Here is a 1,349-nt window from a genome sequence, read left to right on the forward strand (position 1 = left end):
GCGGGCTGTTGCGTTTTGATGGTGGGGCGTCTCGAGTGTCGAGGCGCCCCATCGGTGTGTGTGGGCGAGAATGTTGTGGTGGCGAAGGGATATCGACCGGTCGATCGTGATCAGCAGTTTCTGATTCCACCGGACATGCGTGAATGGTTGCCGGCGGAGCATCCGGTGTGGACGCTCATCGAGATCGTCGATGGTCACTTGGACACCTCGGCGTTTCATAGCGGGCGTCGACTCGGCGGTGTCGGACGCGCCGGATACGACCCGGACATGCTGCTCACGTTGCTGATCTGGGCCTGGTCACAGGGCCAACGATCCTCACGCCGGATCGAGTCCGCGTGCGCCGATGTGGTGTCCTACCGGGTCATCTGCGCCGGCGACATCCCCGATCATGTGACGATCTCCCGGTTCCGCAAAGACAACCACGCCGCCTGCGAGGCATTGTTCGCGCAGGTGCTGATCCTGGCCGCTCGGGTGGGATTGGGATCGCTGGGAACCATCGCCCTCGACGGAGTCAAGATCGCCTCGAACGCGTCGCTGTCGGCGAACCGCAGCGAAGCTGGACTGCGGGCCGCGGCCGAGGCCGAAGCGGCGAAGATCGCCGCTGCGGCGGCCGCAGCGCATGCCGCGGGCGACGACGCCGACGACGAGCTCTACGGCCCGGACGACCCTGGCCCCGGCCACGTCCCGAAAGAGTTGGCCGACCCGAGGTCTCGGTCGGCGCGGATCACCGAAGCGCTCGCCCAGATCGAGGCCGAAAAGGCCGCGGCGCGCGCAGCCGAGCAGGCCGCGGCGAAGGGCCATCTCGAGCGGATGGACGCAGGGGCAAAGATCACCGGTGCGTCCCCGGTCGGTGCTGCAGTGGAGGCAGCGACGATTCGGTTGCAGCGGGCACGGCAGGTCAGGGTGCAGATGAGCGCTGACTACCAGGCCAAAGCTGCAGCGCTGCATGCTCGTGGCGCGAAGCCGAAAGGAACCGCTCCGCTACCGATCGAGTCTCATTACACGGTGGTGCGCGCGCGAGCGGCGCTGGCGAAAGCGCAGGACCGCCAGCGTGAGCGGGAGAAGACCACGCCGGTGATCTGCCGCAACATCACCGATCCGCAGTCGCGGACGCAGCCGATCCGTGGCGGTGGGTGGGTGCAGGGATACAACTGCCAAGCGTTCACCGCCCAGGACGGGATCATCATCGCCACCGGCGTCGGTATCAACCCCAACGACTCCGGCTACTACGACGGCATGGTCGCCAAGGCCATCGCTGCCGCGACCACGATCGCCGCGACGAAAAGTACCGCCGATTCACCGCCGATCACCGACACCGCCGCCGGTGAGGCTGCGATCGGGATCATGCT

Annotated in this window: 1 protein-coding gene; it reads left to right on the forward strand. The window is 66.9% G+C overall.

Annotated elements, in window-relative coordinates; genetic code table 11:
- Positions 1-60: 60 nt before the first annotated feature.
- On the forward strand, positions 61-1,349 hold a 1,289-nt coding region (locus RHODMAR_RS26770; protein WP_051048302.1), incomplete at its 3' end, for a transposase.

The organism is Rhodococcus sp. AW25M09, from assembly GCF_000333955.1.
Classification (GTDB): domain Bacteria; phylum Actinomycetota; class Actinomycetes; order Mycobacteriales; family Mycobacteriaceae; genus Rhodococcoides.